Source organism: Syntrophobacterales bacterium, from assembly GCA_019429105.1.
GTDB lineage: Bacteria > Desulfobacterota > Syntrophia > Syntrophales > UBA5619 > DYTH01.
The window spans coordinates 41759-59231 of record JAHYJE010000005.1 but is presented as its reverse complement, the minus strand read 5'-3'; the positions used below and the strand labels follow the sequence as shown (position 1 = coordinate 59231).

The 17473-nt window shown below is 54.1% G+C and carries 20 protein-coding genes and 1 pseudogene; 6 read left to right on the top strand and 15 right to left on the bottom strand.

Annotated elements, in window-relative coordinates:
- Positions 1-38 precede the first annotated feature (38 nt).
- The 4 genes from K0B01_02880 to K0B01_02865 are packed head-to-tail and all read left to right on the top strand — an operon-like array spanning position 39 to position 3597.
- Entirely contained in the window at positions 39-1013 is a 975-nt protein-coding gene (locus K0B01_02880) for an ABC transporter permease (protein MBW6485082.1), read from the top strand.
- 9 nt (positions 1014-1022) lie between these two features.
- Positions 1023-1856 carry an ABC transporter permease gene (locus K0B01_02875; GenBank protein MBW6485081.1) on the top strand — a complete coding sequence of 278 codons (834 nt, stop codon included), beginning with the start codon at positions 1023-1025 and terminating at the stop codon, positions 1854-1856.
- On the top strand, positions 1834-3189 hold the full coding sequence (locus K0B01_02870; protein MBW6485080.1) for a DUF401 family protein: 1356 nt from the start codon (positions 1834-1836) through the stop codon (positions 3187-3189). The genes K0B01_02875 and K0B01_02870 overlap by 23 nt, the downstream gene beginning before the upstream one ends.
- Positions 3190-3225: 36 nt before the next feature.
- Positions 3226-3597: a hypothetical protein gene (locus K0B01_02865; GenBank protein MBW6485079.1), complete on the top strand. Its 372-nt coding sequence runs from the start codon at positions 3226-3228 to the stop codon at positions 3595-3597.
- An 8-nt stretch (positions 3598-3605) separates the two neighbouring features.
- On the opposite strand, the gene K0B01_02860 is transcribed toward K0B01_02865, so the two are convergent.
- Both K0B01_02860 and K0B01_02855 read right to left on the bottom strand, forming a co-directional pair.
- The gene (locus K0B01_02860) at positions 3606-4967 is read right to left on the bottom strand and encodes a hemolysin family protein (GenBank protein ID MBW6485078.1); all 1362 of its coding nucleotides are present in this window, start codon (positions 4965-4967) and stop codon (positions 3606-3608) included.
- 147 nt (positions 4968-5114) lie between these two features.
- Positions 5115-5789: a TVP38/TMEM64 family protein gene (locus tag K0B01_02855; protein ID MBW6485077.1), complete on the bottom strand. Its 675-nt coding sequence runs from the start codon at positions 5787-5789 to the stop codon at positions 5115-5117.
- A gap of 337 nt (positions 5790-6126) precedes the next feature.
- Between K0B01_02855 and K0B01_02850 the strand changes: the two are divergent.
- Positions 6127-6908: pseudogene (locus K0B01_02850) on the top strand (sulfite exporter TauE/SafE family protein).
- Here the strand turns inward: K0B01_02850 and atpB are convergent.
- The 7 genes from atpB to hemL all read right to left on the bottom strand — a co-directional run bounded on the left by atpB (position 6909) and on the right by hemL (position 12820).
- Positions 6909-7574 carry a F0F1 ATP synthase subunit A gene (atpB, locus tag K0B01_02845; protein MBW6485076.1) on the bottom strand — a complete coding sequence of 222 codons (666 nt, stop codon included), beginning with the start codon at positions 7572-7574 and terminating at the stop codon, positions 6909-6911.
- Positions 7575-7576: 2 nt separating this feature from the next.
- Positions 7577-7969 carry an ATP synthase subunit I gene (locus K0B01_02840; GenBank protein MBW6485075.1) on the bottom strand — a complete coding sequence of 131 codons (393 nt, stop codon included), beginning with the start codon at positions 7967-7969 and terminating at the stop codon, positions 7577-7579.
- Positions 7929-8219, bottom strand: coding sequence for an AtpZ/AtpI family protein (locus K0B01_02835; protein MBW6485074.1), 291 nt, complete (start codon positions 8217-8219; stop codon positions 7929-7931). Before K0B01_02835 ends, K0B01_02840 begins: the two co-directional genes overlap by 41 nt.
- 76 nt (positions 8220-8295) lie before the next feature.
- Positions 8296-9240, bottom strand: a complete 945-nt coding sequence (locus K0B01_02830) for a GDP-L-fucose synthase (protein ID MBW6485073.1) — start codon at positions 9238-9240, stop codon at positions 8296-8298.
- A 74-nt stretch (positions 9241-9314) separates the two neighbouring features.
- A complete protein-coding gene (gmd, locus tag K0B01_02825; protein ID MBW6485072.1) occupies positions 9315-10343 on the bottom strand; it encodes a GDP-mannose 4,6-dehydratase in 1029 nt (342 codons plus the stop codon).
- Positions 10344-10394: 51 nt separating this feature from the next.
- Positions 10395-11402 carry an NAD-dependent epimerase gene (locus K0B01_02820; GenBank protein MBW6485071.1) on the bottom strand — a complete coding sequence of 336 codons (1008 nt, stop codon included), beginning with the start codon at positions 11400-11402 and terminating at the stop codon, positions 10395-10397.
- Positions 11403-11548: 146 nt separating this feature from the next.
- Positions 11549-12820, bottom strand: coding sequence for a glutamate-1-semialdehyde 2,1-aminomutase (hemL, locus tag K0B01_02815; protein ID MBW6485070.1), 1272 nt, complete (start codon positions 12818-12820; stop codon positions 11549-11551).
- Positions 12821-13242: 422 nt separating this feature from the next.
- Here hemL and K0B01_02810 point away from each other — a divergent pair, with 422 nt between their 5' ends.
- Entirely contained in the window at positions 13243-13629 is a 387-nt protein-coding gene (locus K0B01_02810) for an ATP synthase F0 subunit C (GenBank protein ID MBW6485069.1), read from the top strand.
- A 63-nt stretch (positions 13630-13692) separates the two neighbouring features.
- Here the strand turns inward: K0B01_02810 and K0B01_02805 are convergent, their stop codons facing one another.
- The 6 genes from K0B01_02805 to K0B01_02780 are packed head-to-tail and all read right to left on the bottom strand — an operon-like array spanning position 13693 to position 17242.
- Positions 13693-14091 (bottom strand): peptide chain release factor-like protein, encoded by a 399-nt coding sequence (locus K0B01_02805; protein MBW6485068.1) that lies wholly within the window; start codon positions 14089-14091, stop codon positions 13693-13695.
- 42 nt (positions 14092-14133) lie between these two features.
- Positions 14134-14562, bottom strand: coding sequence for a hypothetical protein (locus K0B01_02800; GenBank protein ID MBW6485067.1), 429 nt, complete (start codon positions 14560-14562; stop codon positions 14134-14136).
- A gap of 45 nt (positions 14563-14607) precedes the next feature.
- Positions 14608-15144, bottom strand: a complete 537-nt coding sequence (locus K0B01_02795; GenBank protein ID MBW6485066.1) for a 2-oxoacid:acceptor oxidoreductase family protein — start codon at positions 15142-15144, stop codon at positions 14608-14610.
- A gap of 4 nt (positions 15145-15148) precedes the next feature.
- On the bottom strand, positions 15149-15919 hold the full coding sequence (locus K0B01_02790) for a 2-oxoglutarate oxidoreductase (GenBank protein MBW6485065.1): 771 nt from the start codon (positions 15917-15919) through the stop codon (positions 15149-15151).
- Positions 15920-15957: 38 nt separating this feature from the next.
- Complete coding sequence (vorB, locus tag K0B01_02785; protein MBW6485064.1) at positions 15958-17022, bottom strand: 3-methyl-2-oxobutanoate dehydrogenase subunit VorB; 1065 nt, start codon at positions 17020-17022, stop codon at positions 15958-15960.
- Between the two features lie 7 nt (positions 17023-17029).
- Positions 17030-17242, bottom strand: a complete 213-nt coding sequence (locus tag K0B01_02780) for a 4Fe-4S dicluster domain-containing protein (GenBank protein MBW6485063.1) — start codon at positions 17240-17242, stop codon at positions 17030-17032.
- Between the last annotated feature and the right edge of the window lie 231 nt (positions 17243-17473).

Below are 17473 nucleotides of genomic sequence, written 5' to 3'. Positions count from 1 at the left end.
GGGAATGCCGGAGAAAACGAGAGGGAAAGCAGAAAATAATGCTGCGCTATGTTGCCAAACGCCTGATTTTCATGATCCCGCTTTTATTGGGGATTACCATCATCTGCTTTGCCGTGATGCACCTTGCGCCCGGGTCTCCTACCGATTTGCAGACACAGATGAACCCGCGTGCCTCGATTGAGATGAAGCAGCGGCTGAAGGCGCTGTACGATCTCGATAAACCGCTTCCTGTTCAGTATTTCCTTTGGCTGAAAAAGATTGCCGTCTTTGATCTGGGGACCTCTTTTTCCACGGATCGGCGGCCGGTTTCCGACAAGATAAAAGAACGGCTGCCGATTACGATTCTCCTGAACGTGCTTTCGCTTTTCCTGATCATGATCGTGGCGATTCCGCTGGGGGTATTGTCGGCGGTGCATAAGGATTCGCTGTTCGACAGAATTTCCGGGGTTTTTGTCTTTATCGGCTTTGCCGTGCCTACCTTCTGGCTGGCGCTGCTTTTGATGATCCTGTTCGGCATCCACCTCGGCTGGCTGCCGATTTCCGGAATAAGGTCGCTCAATTACGAATACCTCCCGCCGGGGATGGCGCTCTGGGATTTTGTCAAACATCTGATTATGCCGGTTCTGCTTTCCGCCTTCGGGGGGCTGGCCGGTCTTTCCCGCTACATGCGGGCGAATATGCTGGAGGTGATACGACAGGACTATATCCTGACGGCCCGGGCGAAGGGGCTTTCGGAAAATAGTGTCATATATCGGCATGCCCTCAGAAATGCGCTGCTGCCGGTGATTACGATTCTCGGCCTCTCGGTGCCGGGGCTGATCGGGGGGAGCGTTATTTTTGAGACGGTCTTTGCGATTCCCGGCATGGGACAGCTCTTTTATATGGCGGTTATGGCAAGGGATTACCCGGTGGTGATGGGGATTCTTTTCATCGGCGCCACCCTTACGCTTCTGGGGAATCTGCTTGCCGACGTCTCCTACGCGTTGGCCGATCCCAGAATCCGGGTATCGTGAGGGGGGCTTATGGGGAATGATTTCTGGAAGAGATTCCGTAAAAACAGGATGGCCGTGGCGGGGGGACTCATCGTTGTCTTTTTGTTTATCGTGTCGCTGCTGGCGCCGTGGATCGCCACCTGTGATCCGAATGCGATCAACCTGAAAGATGTGCTGGCGCCGCCTTCGATCGGTCATCCCTTCGGCACCGATCAGCTCGGCAGGGATGTTTTGTCCCGGATGATCCATGGGGCGGGGATTTCTCTGAAGGTCGGCTTTGTGGCGACGGGGATTGCCATCCTCATCGGGACAATTCTCGGGGCGCTTGCCGGATATTACGGCCGCTGGGTTGATGCCGTGATCATGCGGTTTGTTGATATCATGCTCTGCTTTCCGACTTTTTTTCTGATTCTGGCCGTGATCGCCTTTCTGGAGCCGTCGATCTGGAACATCATGATCGTCATCGGACTGACCGGCTGGATGGGGGTAACCAGGCTTGTTCGAGCCGATTTCATCTCGCTGAAAGAACGGGATTTTGTGCAGGCGGCCCGGGTTATCGGCGCGGGCGATCTGCGGATTATTTTCCTGCACATCCTGCCGAACGCAATGGCCTCGGTGATCGTAACGGCGACCTTGGGGATAGCGGGGGCGATTCTCACCGAATCGGCGCTGAGCTTTCTGGGAATCGGGGTGCAGCCGCCGACGCCGAGCTGGGGAAACATCCTGACCGCAGGGAAGGACAATATCGACATCGCCTGGTGGCTTTCCCTTTTTCCCGGGCTGGCGATTCTGATCACCGTTTTGGGTTACAATCTTTTGGGGGAAGGGATTCGCGACGAGCTTGATCCGCGCCTGCGAGGTTAATGATAAGGATATTTACGGGGTGGATATGGGGGAATGGCTGCTGGTTTTGCCGGCCTGGCTGAAGGTCGGCGTATCATTTTTGGGGATATTGCTGTTAAACCGGTTGGGCTTTGCGCTCGGGTTTAGCATTTTGTTGTCTTCGATAGCTCTTTCCCTCTGGTCAGGTGCGGGGATGGCCGGTCTTTATTTCCAGTTGGACAACTTTGTTCTGCCAGGGAATTACCTGCTGCCTGTGGTTATCGTCCTTTTGCTCTTGCTGGTTGAAGTTCTCGGAAAGACCGGCCGCATGGAACGGACGATGAACGCCCTGCAGGCGATGTTTAAAAACCGAAAAACGCTTTTGGCCGGGCTGCCCGCCCTGATCGGCATGCTGCCGATGCCCGGCGGCGCCCTTTTTTCCGCCCCTCTCGTGGCGGCAGTGGATGACAGCCGTGAACTTGCGGCTCCGGAAAAAGCTGCCATCAATTACTGGTTTCGTCATATCTGGGAATACTGGTGGCCGATGTATCCGGGCACTATTCTGGCGGTTAAATTCTCGGGACTTTCTTTTACGAAATACATGCTGCTGCAGTTTCCCTTTACGATAGTTACGCTGGTGGGGGGATATTTTTTCCTTCTCCGGAAACTGCCCGCCCAAGAGTCAGTTGTCAAATCATCGCTGCAAAGTAAAAAGGAAGATATCTTTTCCGCCCTTGGCCCAATCTTCCTGCTGGTTCTGACGGCAATTCTGGGATCGTCCGTTCTTGCCGCCAACGGGGTTTCAAAAACAGTTGCGTCCCTGCTGGCAATGCTTGCCGGGATTATCTTGGCAATAACCGCCTCCCTGAGAGGCAACAGCCCCGCATTTCGGCAATCAATCGGCATCTTCAAAAGGCGCAATTTGTGGCTGATGGTGCTTTTGATAATAAGCGTGCAGGTTTTTTCCATAGTTTTGCGATGTCCGCTGGATCAAGCCGGCCGCACCATCGTTGCCGGCATGCGTGACGAGTTTGTCCGGGCGGGCATTCCCGTTTTTTTGATTATTATTATGGTGCCGTTCATTTCCGGATTGGTCACCGGGGTCGCCTTTGGCTTTGTGGGGGCGAGTTTTCCGATCGTTTTTGCCATTATCGGCGCCGCACCCGCCCCGGGGGTAGTTGCCTCAGCAATTGTGCTGGCTTATTCCAGCGGTTATATCGGGATGATGCTTTCTCCGCTGCATGTCTGTTTTGCCGTTACCTGCGAATACTTCGGCACCCGGATGTCGGATGTTTACCGTTACCTGGCGGGGCCATCCCTGCTGATTTTACTGACCGGACTCATTCTGGCAGGTCTTTATCTGACTTTTCTGTGATATTCCGGGGACATAACACCATGGTGAAAAAGCTTCATGGCAACCTCGGAGCAGAATGAACTCGGCCTGCAGGCGGAAACCCGTCGTCTGAAGGGGATCTATTGGATTCCCGAAGTGGATCGCGTGCAGGTCAAGGGAAAGACCAACAGCGTCGGAGTCTTCGAGGTTCTCGACTACCATACCGAAGAGACCAGCCCCCACCTGATGGAAGTGGTCAACCACTTCCGGGACGGTCTGGCCCTCTACCGCCGGCGGGAGTGGGACAACGCCATTTTCAGATTCAACGATGCCCTCCGCCTGAATCCGGATGAGAATATTTGCGGGATGTATATCGAACGTTGCATCCATTTCCGGGAGGAGCCGCCGGGTGACGACTGGGACGGCGGCTGGATCATGAAAACAAAATAGTTGGGCGTTTAGTCGCTGTCTTCTTTTTGTTCGATAACTTGGGTGGCGACGGAGTCCCCTGGCGGTTCTGCGTGGCGGGAGATTTTCACCTTCAGGATGGCCGTTTCGGTGACCTCTTCGCAGGTCAGTATATAATCCCGCCATTCGACCTGCTCGCCTTTCTGGGGGAATCTGCCAAAGCGATCCAGAATCAGCCCGGCCAGTGTATCAAAAGGCAACCCTTCTTCAACGGCGATGCCGAGGTGTTCCTCCATCTCATTGACTGGCAGCAGCGCATCCACCATCATGCTGCCGTCGGGGAGCTTCTGGACGCGCCGCGTTTCGCCGACGTCATGTTCGTCCTCTATTTCCCCGACGAGTTCCTCGAGGAGATCCTCCGTTGTCACCAGACCGCTCATGATTCCGTATTCATCAACCACCAGCGCCATCTGGATGCGTTTTTTCTGCATCTCCCGCAGCAAGCTGCTCACCTTTTTCCCTTCCGGGACAAAAAGCGGGGTCCGCATTATTTTTGCGAGGTCAATTTCCCGGCCGGAGCAGAGATTGCCGATAAGGATGTCTTTCGTGTGGACAAAACCGATCACATGATCCATGTCGTCCTTGAATACAGGGTAACGGGAGTACATGTTTTCGTGGACAACGCGGACAATCTCATCGCTGGGGAGCTCCCGGTCGATGGCGACGATACGCGTTCGCGGCACCATGACCTCTCTTACGGTGGTGTGGGAAAATTCGAAGACGTTTTCTATGTAGGTATGTTCCGTTTCGGTAAGGGCGCCGGTTTCACTCCCCTCGGACAGCACCTGCTGCACCTCTTCGCGGGTTACAAAGGCCTGTCCGTCTTTAGGCTTGATTCTCAAAAGCCGGAGGGCGGCCCGGTTGGAAAAGGTCAGGAAACGGACAATTATGGTTGCCGCAAGCGAGATGAAATGAATCGGTCGCACGACGTTCAGGGCAATCTTTTCGGGGTACTGCAAACCGATTGTTTTGGGCGCCAATTCCCCGAACACCAGAAAAAGATAGGAAATCAAAACCACAACTATTGCGATCGAGAGGGGTTCCGCGGCATTGCTGATAAAAGGGGCCGGCACGGATTGAAGCAGAGGCCGCAGATACTGGATTGCCGCCGAACCGCCCAGCGCGGAGGCGAGTGAACCGACGACGGTAACGCCGATCTGGATGGTGGCAAGAAAGCTGTGCGGCTCCTTCTGCACCTGCTCTACGAGTTTGGCTTTCTTGTCCCCGGTGGCGGCGATGCTGGAGATTTTACTCCTTCTGCTGGAAAGTACCGCCAGCTCCGCGGCGGCAAAAAAGCCGTTGATTATGATCAGGATAAAAATGACTGCAAGCTCGCTTAAAACCGGTTCCAAGGCTATATCTCTCCCCACAAGATCAAGACCGTATAAAGGTCAGGTTTTTTCCATACTGCAATTAAGGTGTTAACGATATTTTTCCACGATTAATATGCTTTCCTTTAACATTATTAGTATTTCCATCATCTTTGTGATGGCTTGCCGTCATGACTTTTTCTTTCCGCGCAACAGAGACAGAATTTGTTCATGTTTCCAGGAGCCAAGAATGGTAATAACTGCCCCCACTGCGATTACTGTTGCCAGCCGGCCGGTATGGTTGCTTCTCGCGTAGCTGCCGCTTAATGAAAGGAGAATTGTGCCGGTAAGGCGGCCGGTTGCGCAGATAAGTAAAAATGTCGATGCCTTAAGCCTGCTGAGGCCGATTATGTACGACAGGATGTCTTTCGGGAAACCGGGGATAAAAAAGAGGACGAAAATAACCGGTATTCCCTTATGTTCAACAAAATAGTCATATTTCTGGATTGTGGCGGGACTGGTTATTTTCTCGATGAAGGGCTGACCCAACCAGCGGGCCAAAAAAAAGGCGAGCAGGGAGCCAATGGACAGGCCGATGGTCGAGTAAAGCGTTCCCCAAAGAGGTCCGTACAGATATCCCCCGACGAAGCCGCTGAGCTCGCCGGGGATCGGGGCAATCAGAACCTGGAGAATCTGCAACCCGATGAAAATCGCTACCGAAAGCGGACCGAACGAATTTATGAATACCGTTACTCGCTCGCGGTCTTTGAAGAAATTATAAAGATCGAAGTGAATAAAAGAGAAAATACAAAGTAAAATAAATAAGATCAGTAGAAATATTTTTATTAGGATGCCCCTGCTCATGGCGCTTGGCTCAATCTATCCGGCAATTGCGGTTCCTGTCAAATGGAGGTTCTTAAAATTATTCACCTTAACGAAATCAAGAGGCTGCATCTATTGGTGGAAAATAACAAAAGCAGCGCCGATTGTAAAGCCCGATGTTTATAATCAAGATAACATCATTGTAATTAGTGCTTTATGCCTACATTGCGGTTGGCTGTCGCTTAAATTCGAGTTGACGCAGCATCTTTTATATAGTAGCGCACGGCGAGTCCCAAAAGGCGAACCCTCTTGGCAAGCAGGTTGTGCTGTAGTTCTGATGGTTCGCTGCGGGGTTGATAAAGTTTACGGAGGAGTTTTTATGGCGGGTCTATTGGTCGGGCTGGTGGCTGGGTTCATGGGCGGCTTAGTCGGTGTCGGCGGGGGGGTGGTTATGACTCCCCTGATGACGGAGATTCTAAAATTCAGGCAACGTGAGGCACATGGCACCAGTCTTGTAGCCGTTGTTTTTACGGCCCTTGCGGCTTCAATCATTTATTACCTGCATGGCTCGGGGAACATTCCTTTTGCGATCCTGCTTGCCGGGTTGGCTCTTTTGACGGTTCGCCTCGGGGCGAGGTACTGCAATTTGCTCCCGGAATACAAATTGAAGATGTATTACGGTGTGTTGCTGCTGTTTGTCGCGGTGCTGCTCTTTGCCAAGCCATATCTGCCCCTCCTTGTCGATGACTCTTCCCCGGTCTGGATTCGTTGGGGCTTGCTTGTGGCAATTGGTCTGTTGACGGGATTCATCTCGGGGATGATGGGAGTGGGGGGGGAACCTTCATGGTGCCGATGATGGTTCTTTTCGTGGGCATCAGCCAGGTTACGGCCCAGGGGATATCGCTTCTTTCGATGATCCCGGCCTCCACCCTCGGCGCCTGGACCCACTGGAAGATGGGAAATACGAGAACGGAAATCATTCCGGGACTCATTGCCGGGGTGCTTGTCGGCGCATACGTGGGCGGCAACTTTGCGCACCGTCTTCCGGAGGGGGTGCTCCGAGTGGTCTTTGCGCTTTTGCTCATCTATACGGCTCTTCGGTATCTCCGGGCAAAAAAACCGGCGCCGGCGCCAGGCGACAGCCAACTCCCTTGCGTTTAATCAGTGGGCCTCTTCCATCGCCCCGGCTATGTACATCATGGTCAGGATCATAAAGACCACTGTCTGGATGAAAGAGGTGAAGATCATCAACACAAAAACCGGCAGCGGCACCAGAAGTGGAGTAAGCATGAGAATGACGGCAAGCACGATGTCCTCCCCCTTGATATTGCCGAAAAGACGAATGGAAAGGGAGAGTGGACGGGCGATGTGACTGATGATCTCGATCGGCATGATCAGCGGCGTCAGCCACCAGATGGGGCCCATGAACTGTTTTATGTATTTTACGCCATGCACCCTGACCCCGACGATGTGGGTTATGGCGAATACCGAAAGCGCCATGGAGGCGTTCGTGTTGACGCTTGAGGTCGGAGACTCAAAACCGGGGATCAGGCCGATGAGATTGGAAACGAGGATGTAGATGCCGAGCGTTGCCACCAGAGGAAAGAACCTGCGTCCCTGAGGCCCCATCGTGTCAACCAGGAAGGAGTCAATCGTTTCGATGATCACCTCCATGAAATTCTGCAGTTTTCCGGGGATAATGGTCACACGGCGTGTGGCCAGCCAGGACAGGACGGCAAGCATAGCCATGATAAACCAGGTGTAGCAGACAATGACAAGGTGGTGTTCCTCAAGCCAGTGGTTCTCGAAAAACAGAAATGTTTCCATCTTCAAAGCTCCTCAAAAGTGTTTTTTCGAAAAATGGTCAGTACGGCAGTCAGGGTTATATCCAGAACAATTACCGAAAGGCCGATGACAAGGCCGATTACATCGGCGATATTGCCGGAGATAATCAAAAACAACAAAATGGCGGTTATGACCATCCGGATGTAGTAGCGACGGACGACCGCCCCTTTGATACGATTGACGTCCGCAACCAGAAAGTTTTTTAAGCTTCCGTAAAGCATACGAAAATTCATGACGCTGATAATGCCGCCGAGGGCGATGCCCAGGGTAAGGCGATACGACCGGAACGGCAGGCTCCCCGCAATCAGCAGGAGCAGCAGCAGCCAGCCGGCGCGTTCAATCTTTATTGGAAAAGGTGTTGTTCCTTGTGCGTCCACTCTTGCCTTTACCTGCCGAATCATCCGCCTTTTCGTCGTTTAAGGAACGTCTGATCATAACGTATATGTTCCGGAAGCCGGCGGCTACGCCCATCAAGAGAAAAACCATGGTCAGCCAGGGCGCCGTTCCGAATTTTTTGTCGAGCCAGATCCCGAAATAAAGGGCGCCGAAGATCGAAATGACCATCGATATGCCGATGCTGCTGGCATAGGCCAAGCGAAAAGCGGCTCTTTTTGTTTCTTTGTCCACCGTCGCCCCGCTAACATAACCTGTTTTTAAAGTCAACAGGAAAGGCGCAGCCGCTTATCCCGGAAACGGTTTCTTCTCAAGACCTTTCCAATGCTTGACTACTTTCCCGATACCAGGCGATGGTCCTGGTCAGGCCTTCCCGGAAGCCGGTTTTAGCCTGGAAGCCGAATTCCCGGGAGGCTCTGCCCGTATCGAGCATGCGGCGGGGCTGGCCGTCCGGTTTGGATTCGTCCCAGATGATGCGTCCCGTAAAGCCGGTGAGCTCTACTATCAATTCGACCAGATCCTTGATCGAAATCTCAAATCCGGCGCCGATGTTGACCGGGTCTGATTTGTTGTAGCGCTCCGTGGCAAGCAGGATCGCCTCCGCGGCATCCTCCACGTAAAAGAATTCCCGGGTCGCCTTGCCTGAACCCCAGACGACGATCTCGTCGGCGCCGTCGGCAATGGCGTCCACACATTTTTTGATCAGGGCGGGGATGACGTGCGAGGAGCGCGGATCGAAGTTGTCTCCGGGGCCGTACAGATTTACCGGGAGCAGGAAAATGGCGTTGAAGCCGTACTGCCGGCGGTAGGCCTCAGCCTGGACGAGAAGCATCTTCTTGGCGAGCCCGTAGGGGGCATTGGTCTCTTCCGGATAGCCATTCCAGATATCGTCTTCCCGGAAGGGAACCGGGGTGAACTTCGGGTAGGCGCAGATCGTGCCGAGCGCGACGAATTTTTCTATCTTGTGGAGGAAGCCCTGATGGAGCAGCGGCACCCCCATCATGATGTTTTCATAAAACAGCGAACCGGGGTTTTCGAGGTTGTAGCCGATGCCGCCGACCTTTGCGGCCAGATGGACGACGATGTCCGGTTTTTGTTCCTCATAAAGCCTGATTATGTCTTCGCTTCTAATCAGGTCGTACTGGGGGCGATTGGCCTGCTGAATGTGCAGATAGCCCCGCTCGGTCAAGAGGCGGACCAGGTGCTTTCCAAGGAAGCCGTTGGCGCCGGTTACCGTTATTCTCTTTTCGTGCATGTTCTTTTGTCTCCTGTTTGCAATTCTTCGGTTTTCGGCTTCAGCCTTTCCCTACAGCCTATCTGCCTGAACATTCAGACAGCTCCATGATTGCTGCAGGAGTAGCCGGCGCTAACAAGCGTCTTTTCCCGTTGGGCGGCCTCCATGTCGGCAGCAACCATGAGGTCTATCAGCGCCTCAAAGCCGACCTTCGGCTTCCACCCCAGCGCCTTGACCGCCTTGCCCGGCTCCCCCAGCAGGACATCCACCTCTGTGGGACGGAAATAACGGGGGTCGATGGAGACATACTTTTGATAGTCGAGCCCCAGCCTGGCGAAGACCTTTTCTGCAAATTCCCGCACGGAATGGGTTTCTCCGGTCGCGATAACGTAGTCGTCGGGGTTATCCTGCTGCATCATCAGCCACATCGCCTCGACATAATCGCCGGCGAATCCCCAGTCGCGCTTTGCCTCAAGATTGCCGAGAAAGAGTTTTTCCTGGAGCCCCAGCTTGATCCTTGCCGCCGCGATGGTGATCTTCCTGGTGACGAAGGTTTCGCCGCGGCGCGGGGATTCGTGATTGAAGAGGATGCCGTTGCTGGCAAAAATTTTGTAGGCGTCCCGGTAATTGCGAACAATGTAATAGGAGTAAACCTTGGCCGCAGCGTAGGGGCTCTGCGGCTGAAAGGGGGTCAACTCGCTCTGGGGAGGGGGCGCAGCGCCGAACATTTCGCTGGACGATGCCTGATAAAATCTTGTTTTTATACAAGTTTTTCTGATGGCCTCCAGAAGTCGCAGTGTCCCCAAGCCGGTTATGTCGCCGGTGTATTCGGGCATGTCGAAGCTGACGCGGACGTGGCTTTGTGCGCCGAGGTTGTAAATCTCGTCAGGCTGGATATCGTGCAGAAGGTCAGTAAGCTGGCCGGAGACGGACAGATCGCCGTAGTGGAGAAACAATCTTGCCTGAGGGTCGTGGGCATCGCGGTAGAGGTGGTCGATCCGCCCCGTGTTAAAGGTGCTCGCCCGGCGGATCAGTCCATGAACCTCGTAGCCCTTGCAAAGCAGCAACTCGGCCAAGTAGGAGCCGTCTTGTCCGGTTATCCCGGTGATAAGTGCCTTTTTCATCGTTTATTCCTTCCTTTTGTAATATTTCCTCCTGCAAATAGAGGAAAGCAGCTATCCGTAATATTCCCGATACCAGGCTACGAAACGTCTGATTCCTTCAGCAATCGGAGTTGCCGGCCGGAAGCCGACGTCGGCCATCAAATCGTCCACATCGGCGCGGGTCTCCGGCACATCGCCCGGCTGCATCGGCAGATAATTACGGACGGCGGTTTTCCCGAGCTGTTTTTCCAGCGTTTCAATGAAATCAAGCAGTCTTACCGGGTTGTTGTTCCCGATGTTGTAGAGCCGGTAAGGGGCGAAGCTGGACGAGGGGTCGGGCTTGTCCCCGCTCCAGGCCGGATTCGGTTCCGGGGTTTTGTCAATGACCCGGACCAGCCCCTCGACGATGTCGTCTATATAGGTGAAATCGCGCTTCATATTGCCATTGTTGAACACATCGATCGGTCGGTTTTCGAGGATCGCCCGGGTAAAAAGGAAAAGGGCCATGTCCGGTCTGCCCCAGGGGCCGTAAACGGTGAAGAAACGCAGCCCCGTGCAGGGGAGCTTGTAGAGCGCCGCGTAGGTGTGGGCCATCAGCTCGTTGGCCTTCTTCGTTGCCGCGTACAGGCTCAGCGGGTGATCGACGTTGTCGTGAACAGAAAACGGCATTCTTGTATTGGCCCCGTAAACGGAGCTCGAAGAGGCGAAAAGGAGATGCTTTACATGGCTGTGGCGGCACCCCTCGAGGATGTTCATAAAGCCGACGAGGTTGCTCTCCACATAGGCGTGCGGATTGGTCAGCGAGTAGCGAACCCCCGCCTGAGCGGCCAGATTGACGACAATGTCGAAGCTGTTTTCGGCAAACAGTTTTTCGATGGTCGCCCGGTTGGAGAGCTCGCCCCTGACAAAGTTAAAGGCAGCATGCTGTTCAACTATTTTGAGGCGGGCCTCTTTCAGCGTGACGTCGTAATAGGGATTAAGATTGTCAAGGCCGCATACGGCATTTCCCTCTGCCAGGAGGCGCCGGGAAAGGTGAAAACCGATAAAGCCGGCCGCCCCTGTCACCAATATTTTTCTCATATACCTCCAGAATGCTCAACCAATCGGGCGAACGCAACGTCCGCTTCTACTGCTGTTTCAATCAATAAATCGTGGGAGCGGTTTTTAAGCCCGCCCCTGCTCGAATGAAGGCTCCTTCGAAATTACAGGGTATCATTGACCGGAGACTACAGTGTTTTAATTGTCTTTGCGCAAGCGGCGATTGTTCGGTCGATATCGTCGTCTGTATGGGCGAAGGAGACAAAACCCGCCTCAAACTGGGCGGGGGCGAGGTTGATACCCGCCGCCAACATGCCATGAAAAAATTTGCCGAAGAGGGCGGTGTCGCTTTTCAGGGCGCTTTCGTAATCAACCACCGTTTCTTTGGTGAAAAAGATCGTGAAGAGAGAGCCTGTCTGATTGATTTGTACCGGTATTTTGTTTGTTTGAAAGAGCTCGCTAAAGGCGTTGCCCAGCTTCGCGGTTTTTTTCTCGAGCGCGGCATAGTCTTTTCCCCGGAGGATATCGAGCGTCTTGATGCCGGCGCTCATTGCGAGCGGATTTCCCGAAAGGGTTCCCGCCTGATAAACCGGCCCGACCGGGGCAAGATGCTCCATAATCTCCCTTTTTCCCCCCATCGCCCCGACGGGCAGACCACCGCCGATTATTTTGCCGAGGCAGGTCAAATCCGGACGAATCCCGGTCAAGGTCTGCCAGCCGCCAAAGGCGACGCGGAATCCGGTTATGACCTCGTCAAAAATAAGCAGGCTGCCGTTGGCACTTGTTATTTCCCGCAGTCCCTCCAGGAAGCCGGGTTTGGGCATCACAACGCCCATGTTGGCGGCAACCGGTTCGACAATGATGCAGGCAATCTCCCCGCCGAATTTCGCGAAGGTTTTGCGGACGGCCTCAAGATCGTTATAGGGCAGGCTGAGCGTGAGCCCTGCGAGGGCTTTCGGGATCCCGGGACTGCCCGGAATGCCGAGCGTCGCCACCCCGGAGCCGGCCTTTACCAGCAGGGAGTCGGCATGTCCGTGATAGCAGCCGGTAAATTTGACGATTTTGTCTCTTCCTGTCCAGCCGCGCGCCAGGCGGATCGCGGTCATTGTTGCCTCGGTTCCGGAGCTTACCATCCGGACGGCCTCGATAGAGGGAAAAGCGGCGACGATCCTTTCCGCCATTTCTATCTCCAGTTCGGTCGGGGCGCCGAAACTTGTGCCTCTGCCGGCAGCAGCCTGAATGGCGGCGACAACCCCGGCTTCGGCATGGCCCAGGATCATTGGCCCCCAGGAACAGACGTAATCGAGATAGCTGTTGCCTTCCGTGTCCCGGATCGTTGCTCCGGAGGCTTCCCGGATGAAAAGCGGCGTTCCGCCTACGGCCCGGAAGGCGCGCACCGGGCTGTTGACACCCCCGGGGATGACCTTCCCGGCTCTCGAAAAAAGATCGCTATTTCCCATGTTTAAAATGCTCCAAGTTGTATTTTTGCAACGTATCGACCGTCTGCATACCATAAAACGAGGGGTTTATGTCAAATATTTCTTGACAACAAATCGTCATGCCTATAGGAAACGACCGAGATATTACATTTGGGAAAAAATTCATTACCGGAGAGGCAATTGCAAAACTCTCACATTCTGTCATTCCCGCAATGATTTTAAGCGGGAATCTGGTTCTAACTGTTTGAAAAACCGTATTCCCGATAGAAGCATTGTGTACATTAAGCTCCGCTTTCGGGAATGACAAATGGTTTTGCAATTACCTCCGGAGTTTGCCGGTAATTTGCCGCAGAACTGCGGAGGCAATCAAGAAGGGGAGGGAGGGACGCACGGCTGATTGAAGATTTGCAGTTTTTAAAAAATAACATAAAAAGGAGAATGAGATGAAAAAAGTTTTTAAAATTAGTTCGTTGACAACATTTATGGTTATGGGTTACGCCGCCTTTGCGGCGGCTGCCGAGACAGCCGCTCCCGCCGTGGCGGCCGCCGCAGGTGGCGCTGCCGACAGCTCAAAGGCTCTTGTAGTTGTGGCGAGCATAGTGGTTGCCGGCATGACAATGGCTATCGGAACGATAACCACCGCCCTTGGCATGGGAAATGGTTTGGCCGCTGCCGCCAATGCCGTTGGCCGCAACCCCGAGGCGCAGGGCAAGGTTTTGATCACGATGATGGTTGGTTTGGCCATGATCGAGTCCCTCGCGATTTATACGCTTGTTATCGCTTTGGTATTGATTTACGCAAACCCGCTGGTTAAGCTGCTTGGCTTGTAACAGCATGTTTTCATAGGAAATAAGGGGTCGGGAAACAAGCTCGCAAGGCTCCCGCCCCTTTTTTTATTCAGTATCCGGCCTGATTCCCGCCCGCAGTTCCTTCTTTTTCGATATGATATGTTTTTCCGTGAGCATCTTTTCCTGAGCCCGGCGCGAGCGGCGGCGTTTCTGACGGCGGATTTTTTCAGTTTTCATCTTCCGGGCGGCGACAAGGCCGGTGCGGAGCCGTTCGATTCGATCAAGAAGAAGGCGGCGGGCGAAAAGACGATTCAGGGTCTGGGAGCGCTCCTGCTGGCATTTTACGGAAAGCCCGGTCGGCAGATGAACCAGATAGACGCAGGACGATGTCTTATTGACCTTTTGTCCTCCGGGCCCGGAGGAGCGGACGAAGGTTTCGCGAAATTCCTCCTCCGTGACTGCGAGGCTTTCCATCCTTTCGCGCAACTCCTCGAACTTATCCATAAAAGCGTCCCTTATTTCTTCTATGGGTTCCAAACGGCAAGTTCAGAGGTTGTATATCTCGTCCTCGACTATGTGAACCCAGTTGCGCTGCAAGACATCCCGCGCCTCTTCGGGCTTGTCAACCCCGAGGATGACGATCGTTTCCGTGCCGATCCGGTTGATGGTGGTATAAAGGTAGTGAATGTTGATGTCGGCGCCGGAGAGCGGTTTCAAGATGGCGTTCATTCCCCCGTGATGGAGGGGCACCTCGGCGGCCAGAACAGGGGTCAGCTCGCAGTTGAGATTGAAGCTTTCCAGGATGGCAACGGCGCGTTCGGGGTTGTTCACCACCAGGCGCACCGTGCTGCTTTCCGTGGTGCTTGCGGCGAGCATGGCCTTGGGGGTTATGTCGGATTTGTCCAGGATATTGGTAAGCCGGGAGAGGGAACCGGGGATATTGTCTAAAAGAACGGAGATCTGTTTCACTGCCATCGTTGCTGCTCCTTGACCATTATTGCTTGTAAAGCCGCTTTGCCTCTATTGCAAAAAATCGTACCCGACCTCAAAGGCCCGGCGATTCATCGCGACGACCTCTTTTCTTTTGCTTCCCATAACCTTTTCGAGGCTTTTCAGAAAGATGTCGGGAGGAACGAGGCCGGTTGCCTTCATCAGGGCCCCCATCATTACCGTGTTTGCCATGCGCTTGTCTCCCAGCTTGTCGGCAAGCTCGGCGGTCGGAATCTTATAGACCCGGACATCCCGGCGGGACGGCTCGACGGCGATGATCGACGAATTCAAAAAGATAGAGCCTCCGGAGGCGGCGCGATTCTGAAAGGCGTAAAGGGAAGGGGTATTCAGGACGACAATGTTTTCGGGGTTGGAGGCGATCGGGGAGGCGATCTCTTCATCCGAGACGACGACCGTGCAATTGGCCGTGCCGCCGCGAACCTCGGCGCCGTAGGAGGGGAGGTATGTAACGTTGAAGCCGGCGTCCATTCCTCCATAGGTCAGTGAATATCCCATCATGAGCACTCCCTGACCGCCGAAACCGCAAAAAATGGTTTTGACCAACATGACTCTACTTTCCCTTCTGCTGTTTTTTCATCTCTTCCGCCGGCAGGTCCTTGATCGCGCCCAGCGGGAACTCCTTGCTCATGGTCTGCTCAATCCAGCGGCACGCCTCTGGCGGGCTCATCTTCCAGTTGGTAGGGCAGGGAGAGAGGATTTCGACAAGCGAAAACCCCTGGCCGTCTATTTGATATTGAAAGGCCTTGCGGATCGCCTTTTTGGTTTTTACGATGCTGGCCGGTGACGTTACCGTACAGCGTTCAATGTAGGTTGTGCCGGGAAGAATAGCAAATATTTCGCTTATTTTTATCGGGTATCCGTCCAGGATGTTGTTTCTGCCGACCGGCGAGGTGGTTGTTTTCTGGCCAAGAATGGAGGTCGGCGCCATTTGCCCGCCGGTCATGCCGTAAACGGCGTTATTGATAAAGATAACGGTAATGTTTTCACCCCGATTGGCTGCATGAAAGCTTTCCGCCGTGCCAATTGCCGCCAGATCGCCATCCCCCTGATAAGAGAAAACGATCCGGTCAGGCAGCACCCGCTTCAGGCCGGTGGCCGTCGCGGGACCTCGGCCATGCTGGGCCTCGATCATATCAACATCGAAATAATTGTAGGCGAGAACGGCGCAGCCGGCGGGAGGAACACCGATTGTCCGGTCGCGAATGCCCAACTCGTCGATGACCTCGGCAATCAGCCGATGGGCGATACTGTGTCCGCAACCCGCGCAGTAATGAAAGGGGTTGCTCTTCATGCTTTTTGGTCTTCCAAAAACTTTTTTCATTGTTTACCGACCTGCAATTTTTGTATTTATCCGGCGACCTACAGCTCTGTGTCGATCAGCCCCTCTTTGCCATTATATTTGCGCAAAATCACATTTGCCAGTTCAATCGGGGTCGGAACAACGCCGCCCGGGCGGCCATGGAAGCCGACGCGGGCCTTTCCCTGCAAGGCAAGCAGAACATCCTCGAGCATTTGCCCGGCGCTCATCTCAAAAACCATGAAGTTACCAACTTTTTTTGCAAGATCCCGAAGCTGCTGGGAGGGGAACGGCCAAAGGGTGATGGGGCGGAAAAGCCCTACCCGCAGTCCCTGTTTGCGCAGACGTTTAATGGCGCCTTTGGCAATCCGGGAGGCGGTGCCGTAGGCGACAATGACCAACTCTGCGTCATCGGTCTGGTAGAGCTCCGAACGCGCCTCCCTCTCGGTGATCATCCTGTATTTGCGTTGCAGTTTCCAGATGTGTTCTTCCAAATCGAGCGGGTCGAGGATCAGGCCTCTGATGATCTTGCTTTTGCCGCCGCCCGCGCCCTTCATTACAAGGCTCTCCGGATAGTTACGGGGTTTCGGTTTTTTAAAGACAACCGGCTCCATCATCTGCCCCAGCATGCCGTCGGCGAGGATCATGACGGGGATTCGGTACTCGTCGGCAATGTCGAAGGCGTCCATTGTCAGGTCGGCAATCTCCTGCAGGGACGCGGGGCCGAGGACAACCATCCGGTAGTCGCCATGACCGCCGCCTTTGGTGGCCTGGAAGTAATCCCCCTGGGAGGGGCTGATATTTCCCAGCCCCGGGCCGCCTCTCATCATGTTGACGATGACCGCGGGCAGTTCGCAGGCTGCAAGCGACGAGATGCCCTCCTGTTTCAGGGATATTCCGGGGCTCGAGGAAGAGGTCAGGGAGCGAGCGCCGCCGGCGCTGGCGCCGATTACCATATGGATCGCGGCGATCTCGCTTTCCGACTGGATGAAAACGCCGCCTTCAACCTTGCGGAGGTTCTCCGCCATGTACTCAGGCAATTCATTCTGAGGGGTTATCGGATAGCCGGCGTAAAATCTGCAACCGGCGCGAATGGCGGCTTCGCCGATGATTTTGTTTCCCTGCATCAGTACTTTATTCACGGTAAACCTCGATGGCAATATCCGGGCAAGTGATTGCGCACAAGGCGCAACCGCTACACTTTTTCTCCTCATCCTGGAAGCGGACGGGGCGATATCCCTTGGAATTGAATTCATGGGAAGAGACGATCAGCCCATTGTTGCAAGCCTGAATGCAGAGATGGCATTCCTTGCAAAGTTCCTTGTCTATTACGATGTACCCCTTCAAAGCTTTGTCTCCCGATGATCATGTTGTTTCGTTGCAATGTTTATTGCGAACGCCTTCGGGTGTTATGCGAAGGCGCTCACCCTGTTTCTGCCCATCCCCGGCTCTTTTTGTGAAAGATATTCTGAACAGCGCCGCACGAAAGTGGACTTTTTGCCTATTTGAAAAAAGATGTCAAGATAAAATATTTTGCCTTCCTCAAATGCACCGGGGGCTTGTTGTTTTCAAGCCGCC